The following is a 6,117-nucleotide window of genomic DNA, read 5'->3' as shown; positions in this document are numbered from 1 at the left end:
GCCACTTGGCCCGCCCGGTCCAGGCCGGGGATCGCAAGAAAGTCAGCGTTCGTGCTCACCAGCCCTCCTCCATCCAGACCACCAGCCTCGCCTGAGCGTAGGGGAATCTAACCATCGGAACGCGGCAGATGAGTACGTCACTAGCGGCGGCAGGACGCAGGTAACAGGCGGTGGACTTGTCCCTTGACAAGACTCATGACGGGGCAGACCTGTATCGCACGTCCATCGGCACCCCGCCACTCCTGGATTGCCCCCTCACGGCTGCACCGCCTTCTCCGCATCCAGAAGCCCCAACTCATCGTTGATCTTGATGGTCAGCGCAACCATCAGTCGCAGCGCGATGTAGTAGGTCTGCTGATGCTGGGCTTCCCCTTCGCCCTTCGGCTGGACGCCGTGCTGGTACTTGTTGCGCAACTTCGGGCCGTTGCTGAAGTCAACGGAGTTCAGGTTGTAGTTGAAGTAGGCGGCCTCGGCCTCGGTGAGCAGCGACGAACGTCTGACGAGCCAGCCTGCATCGAGCATCCTGTCGACATGTGCGCGGGACTCCTCGTTCAAATGGTGGTAGGCAACGGCCTGGTAGTCGTTGAGTGACTTCAGCACGCGGAATAGGACGGGGTCCTTGAGTCGGACCCGGTCGCCGGTGTTCTCGGCGACCCCGAGTTCGATCAATTTGTCGACGAGGGGCTGTTGGTACTCATGAAGCGACTCGTACGAGACCCTGTTCCGCTGAAGCAGCTCGACGGCGTTGTCGCCTCTCAGGTCCTCGCTGACGTAGGTCAGGTGCGACTGATCAGAGAACAAGGTGTGCAGGATCGTTCGGATCTCAGTGTGGTCCGTCGGATAGACGTACTTTCCTTCCATCGCGCTGGGGATGGTCCGGTATCGGACCTGATCCGCTCCTGCGGCGGCTACGTCATGGTCGATTTCGCCGTCCTCGACGAGCAGTCTGAACTGCGTCGCGACGGACTCCATTTCGGCGAAGAGGTTCCGGCAGCGCTCCAGGTAATTGGCTGTCGCGCTGGACGGACTGAACACGAAGCCCTCGACGCCATATTCCGCGGGAACGTGTTCCTCGAAGTACCAGCGAAGCACCGCTTCAAGGTCGATGTCCTTCGTTGCGAGATAGCGCTGATACATCATCGTTTGGAGCAGCGTTGCACGATCCTTGGCGCCGAACACGTGCCCCGTCCGGTAGTGGGTGGCACCGTTCAGACCCATGGCAACCTCAAGGCCGCTGCGTTCGCTGTCGAATGCGGGGAGAGTCAGGAGCGCGTCGTGCGGTGCGAACTCGAACAAGAACTGGAAGTTGTTCAGAATGGACGCGAAGTCCAACGTGCACTCCAGCCAAGCCTCGCTGAAGGTGTACTCGATCACCATGTCGTTCAACTTTGCAGTCACCGGCTCAACCTGGGTCTGTGACACAGCAACGGCGCAACCGGTCTTGATGCCGGGGGCTGTCTGGAAGAAGTCCTCCATCATGGCGTCGTACCTACGCCTCGCCCTGACCACCAGCTTGGCATCTATTCCGGCCGTGCTGTCGATCGCAGCGTCTGCGATTAGTTTGAGATAGTTCGGGTTCGGCTCCGAGCTGTCGATATAGGCCTCCATCAGGGCCCGCGAGTCTCCCGGAGTGAAACTCGCGGGAAGGTAGGTCTCCTTCCTTTTCTCGGCTTCAAGGTGGTGCCTAACCACAAGCTCCGCTCGACCCGGCTCGGTCAGAAGCCGATCCCGCAGGGGTCTGTCGTAGTTCTCCACGAGCCGCTTGCTCGCGAGCATGTCGCCGAGGTGAATCCTTGCGCCGTCAAGCGCAGTCAGCATCGCCGCGGCGGAGCAGCGTCTGTAGACTCCGAGGCCCGCCAAGAGGTCGAGGAGATGCTCGTGGTACTGCCAGTCGACTTGCGTCAACATCTCGGCGAGGTTGCCGTCCTCTAGCGCGCTGAACCAATGCGCGACGGTCCGCCTGATCGACGCGGCAGTTGCGAGGAGCGTCTGCCGGTCGTCTTTACCGAGCCCAGCGGGGACGAGACCCGCCTCGACGAATAGCCGAGCGTTGTGCAGTTCCAAGATGCTATTGACATCGTTCGGCGAAGAGACTGAGTCAAACGCCCCAACTACTTCGGCCGCTTGCTGGACCTGCCAGTACGTCGCGAAGTCCCCAATGCCGTAATAGCGGAGCCGATGCGTGAGCCGGTCCGGTGCGACTTCAGCGTCCATGTGAATCCTTGCGAGTGTTCAGCGTTTGTCGATGGGGTAGCTCTCGGCGTCGCCTCGAGTCTAGGCGGAGCAACCAACGGGGTGCCCCATACGGCGTCGGGTCGACCACCAAGCTGGCATCGCTCTGACCAGAATGACGGCTCCCAGGAAGCTCGAGCGGGTCGATGACTCAGCGGAAGGTCCGGTGCTCCAGAGGACAAGCCCTGTCTCCGGCATTGCGGTGCGTTGACGACCGTCACATGACTGTGAGACGGACAGCGCAACGCTGGCCACCCACTCTGACCGCGCCCTCAACTCCAGCTGAATCCCTTGCCATAGCACGGAGCGGTTGAAGTGGGAGCCCGCCACCGGGGAAAGAAGCAGGGCCCCAGTTGTTGATTCGGAGGGCCCGGTTCCATCACGAGTCCTGCGGTGTGGGCCCGAGACCGCCTGCCGCAGCAGAACGATGCGCCGTCACGTCGGGACCAACACTGAGTGCAGGGCTAAGCCAGTGCCCATGCCATTGTCGGCGCCCTCGTCTAGGTTGCGCTCATGCAGACGCCACAGCCGAACCAACACGATGGGCCCTTGGCCGGTCACGTTCACCGGCGCCGAGTCTTCACACCGCCACTCGCGGCGACCGGCGTTCTCGTCATCGGAGACTGGTTCAAGGACGATCTGCCCGACTTGCTGTGGCCCGCCCTCGTGCTGGCCGAGCAAGGCAACGGAGCCATCCGCAACTTCATCGCGTGGCAGAAGGCGGTCCAGGAGGCACTGACCGGGCACGACGAGAACACGTTTGTCGCTGAGAGGCTTGATGGTCGAATGACCAACCTTGCACGTCTAGCCGAGAGGATCCCGAGCGCAGCAACGGTTGTCTCGGATCGGGCCGATGAACACGATCTGCTCTCTGATGGCGTACGCAGTGCGCTCACCTCCTACCCGTACATGCCGGCCCCATGGCTGGTCGCGAGCGCCGAGGTGCATGAGCCCGAGCAGACCGACATCGATCTCGTGCGCCGCGCGCTGCTCGAAGCGCTCAGCGACAGCCACCGCGAGGCGCTGATGAAGGGCTTCCGCACCTGGAGCACAATTCAGGCCGGCACGTTCTCATCAGACCGAGAGACCATCGACCTGTTGAGGCGCTACCACGACGACGAGGAGTCCAGGTCCCGGGCCGACTCGGTCGTCCGCTCGCAGTGGGGAGCGCACAAGGGAATGCTGACGGCCGAGGATCCGACATACTTCGACGAAGCGATCAAGTGGGCGCGCGTGTTCTGGGAAGCCAACTCGATGACGTCACGATGCGTTCGCAAGAGGGAATCGGATAACGACACCGCACCCGCGCCGGTAGGTGACGCCGCGTCATCGAACGACGCTCACGTGCCAGCGTCCGAGTCCGCTCCGGCTAGCACCCCGCCGCCACCACACGCCGAACTCCACGCGGATCCTGGCATCGAGCCTGACGGGGAGCCTGACGCAAACGCCGATCCGCGAGAGGACCGACCGGCGGTGGAGAATGACCTCGGCGCTGGCCCAACGCAGGTTCCCGCCGATGGTGCCCAACTAAGGCAACTCACTATGGACCTGTTGTCCAGCTTCGTCGAAGCCTTGGAGACGGCGCCCGCCCCCCTGTACGACAACGAACGCCAGGAGGTCGTCTCAGGCTTGGTGTCGCGAACTGGGCGGGATCTCATCGCGGTGCTCACAGCACCCGACCTGTGGTGCATGGAGCACGGCGCCCACATCGTGCGCATGCTGGTTGAGACGAAGATCTACCTGCACTGGATGGCCGAGCAGGACCCGTCCATTTACCGCGAGTTCCAGGAGTACGGCGCAGGCAAGGCGAAGCTCTACGCCCGCATCGCAGATGAGGTGCCGGCCGAAGCACGCACGCCCGGATACCAAGAAGCCATGGACGAGTTCGAACGACTCAGTCACAACCACGACATCATCGATCATAGGATCGTCGACACCCGCGACACATTCGCGCAAGGCAAGTCCATCCGCAGCATGGCCACGGAGACAGGTCTCCTCGACTTCTATCGGCAGGCTTATCAACAAGCCAGCGGCATCGCGCACTCCGAGTGGTGGTCGATTGAAACCCACGCCATGGAACCGTGCCTCAACGTCCTACACGGCCTACACCTCATCCCGAGCCTCTCACTAAGCTTGGGCGGCAACGTACAGCTCGCAACTGCATGGGTCGACCAGTTCTACTCACTGATCCGCACTGCCTTCCGCATCCTCGACACCGACGAGCTAGCGGTCTCCTCGGCATTCTCCTGGCTCGAGGAGTCGGAGACCGAGGAGACAGCCTGATCTCACACTCGGCTTCGTAACCGTGGGGAGGTGAAAATGTGCCCGCTCATCGGCAGATGAGAGTGAAGCGGGGGAGTGGCCAGGGGGGCCTCCGGCCGGACCCGGCGACGATTCGAGGCCAAGCCGGCCGACCTCTTCAGAGGGGGAGTTGGGTGGCTGCGTTTTCTTCCCAGGCGTCTTCGATGCGGGTGTAGATGCCGATGGAGGCGAGGTCCTTGTGGCGGGTCTGGCGGGCGATCTGCAGGGAGGTGGCGCCGCGTTTAGCGGCGTAGGTGACGAAACCCGCCCTCAGGGAGTGCGCCGAGAAGCCGGTGGCGTCGAGACCGGCCCGGGTGACTGCCTGGGTGATCAGGCGGGATAGTCCGTCGGGGGTGAGGCCACGGCTGCTGACGCGGTTGCCTTTGGAGACGGGCCGGAACACCAGGCTTTCAGTGATGCCGGCGACGGTGAGCCAGTGGCGCAGCGCGGTGACGGGGCAGTAGTCCTGGCGGGCGCCCCAGGGCAGGACCACGAGCTCAAGGTCTCCCGTCTGGTTGGTTTTGGAGTGGGTGAGCTCGATCACCAGGCCCCGCTCGTGCGGTTTGATCTGATCGACCTCGAGAGCGGCGAGTTCGGAGGCGCGCAGCGCGGACACGAACCCGACCAGCAGGAGTACCCGGTCCCGGATCCCGCTGAGCGAGGGCTCATCGTCGCGGGTCTTCCATTTCGTCATTTCGGGGCAGGCATCGACGACGTCGAGGAGGAGTGGGGGCATGAGGGGGCGGGCCTGGTCCGGGGGAGCGCCGAGCTGTCGGCGGATCCCTTCCCAGACGGCGATCACGCGTGCGGTTTGGGTGGGGTCGGGATGGTTACGGACCTTGTGGGCGAACCGGATCGTCGACAGACGCCGGCTGATCGTACCGACCTTCGCCCCGGCGGTTGCCAGCGCCGAGATGTAGCGGGAGATCGCGATGTCGGTGGCGGGCAGCGCGATGTGATGGTTGTCGCGGCACCAGGTGACGAACTCGGCCCAGTCGGAGCGGTACCCGCGCAGCGTCGACGAAGCCCGGGAGGCCGAGGCGAACGCAGCCTCGGCCGCATCCAACGACAGATCCTCCGGCAGCAACATCCCCGCCTGATGATCAGCAGCGACCAGACCACCAGCCGCCGTGGCCCCTGGCTGGCTGTCAGGCATGGGACTCGTCGGGTAGCTCAAGTTGGTCGGCGAGCCAGGTGCCGGCGGCGGCCTCGGCGGCCGGCTTGGCTGCCGTCAGGGTGGGCTGGACGCCTCGGGCGATGCGGGTCACCTGGTCGGTGCTGCCGGTGCGGTAGATGGTGACCGTCCAGGTCCAGCGGCCGGCGGTGCCGCGCTGGGCCATCAGCTGCAGATCGTTGCGCTCAGAGATCGGCAGGTTCACACCCCACGCCGACTTCGGGCCGGAGCGGTCGTGGCTCCACTCGTACGGGGGCAGCGGCAGGTCGTCGCGGGTGACGAGTTGTCGGCGTCGTGTGGCCATGCCGGGAGCCTACCCGGTTATTACATCGGATTCTCTGGATAATCCGATGTAGTAACGGCAACTGAGATGTGTCACGGGACGAGCTTGGCGAAAGGCCTATCCGGTT

The 6,117-nt window shown here is 63.7% G+C and carries 4 protein-coding genes; 1 reads left to right on the top strand and 3 read right to left on the bottom strand.

Annotated features, from left to right (window positions below; genetic code table 11):
• Positions 1-255: 255 nt before the first annotated feature.
• Positions 256-2,214 (bottom strand): hypothetical protein, encoded by a 1,959-nt coding sequence (locus tag H5398_RS10670; protein ID WP_182799977.1) that lies wholly within the window; start codon positions 2,212-2,214, stop codon positions 256-258.
• Positions 2,215-2,781: 567 nt separating this feature from the next.
• On the opposite strand from H5398_RS10670, the gene H5398_RS10665 reads away from it, so the two are divergent.
• Positions 2,782-4,515 (top strand): DUF5677 domain-containing protein, encoded by a 1,734-nt coding sequence (locus H5398_RS10665; RefSeq protein WP_182799976.1) that lies wholly within the window; start codon positions 2,782-2,784, stop codon positions 4,513-4,515.
• Between the two features lie 136 nt (positions 4,516-4,651).
• Here H5398_RS10665 and H5398_RS10660 read toward each other — a convergent pair whose 3' ends face one another.
• Together H5398_RS10660 and H5398_RS10655 are read right to left on the bottom strand one after the other, a co-directional pair.
• Positions 4,652-5,689 carry a site-specific integrase gene (locus H5398_RS10660; protein ID WP_182799975.1) on the bottom strand — a complete coding sequence of 346 codons (1,038 nt, stop codon included), beginning with the start codon at positions 5,687-5,689 and terminating at the stop codon, positions 4,652-4,654.
• A complete protein-coding gene (locus H5398_RS10655) occupies positions 5,682-6,011 on the bottom strand; it encodes a hypothetical protein (protein WP_182799974.1) in 330 nt (109 codons plus the stop codon). Before H5398_RS10655 ends, H5398_RS10660 begins: the two co-directional genes overlap by 8 nt.
• Positions 6,012-6,117 lie beyond the last annotated feature (106 nt).

It is taken from the genome of Tessaracoccus sp. MC1679 (assembly GCF_014164775.1).
Classification (GTDB): Bacteria; Actinomycetota; Actinomycetes; order Propionibacteriales; family Propionibacteriaceae; genus Arachnia.
The sequence above is the reverse complement of the archived record's forward strand: the minus strand, read 5'-3'. Positions and strand labels throughout refer to the sequence as shown.

Excerpts from the sequence above, each read along its gene's own strand:
- H5398_RS10670 (WP_182799977.1), bottom strand. The coding sequence starts at position 2,214 with ATGGACGCTGAAGTCGCACCGGACCGGCTCACGCATCGGCTCCGCTAT.
- H5398_RS10660 (WP_182799975.1), bottom strand. The coding sequence starts at position 5,689 with ATGCCTGACAGCCAGCCAGGGGCCACGGCGGCTGGTGGTCTGGTCGCT.
- H5398_RS10655 (WP_182799974.1), bottom strand. The coding sequence starts at position 6,011 with ATGGCCACACGACGCCGACAACTCGTCACCCGCGACGACCTGCCGCTG.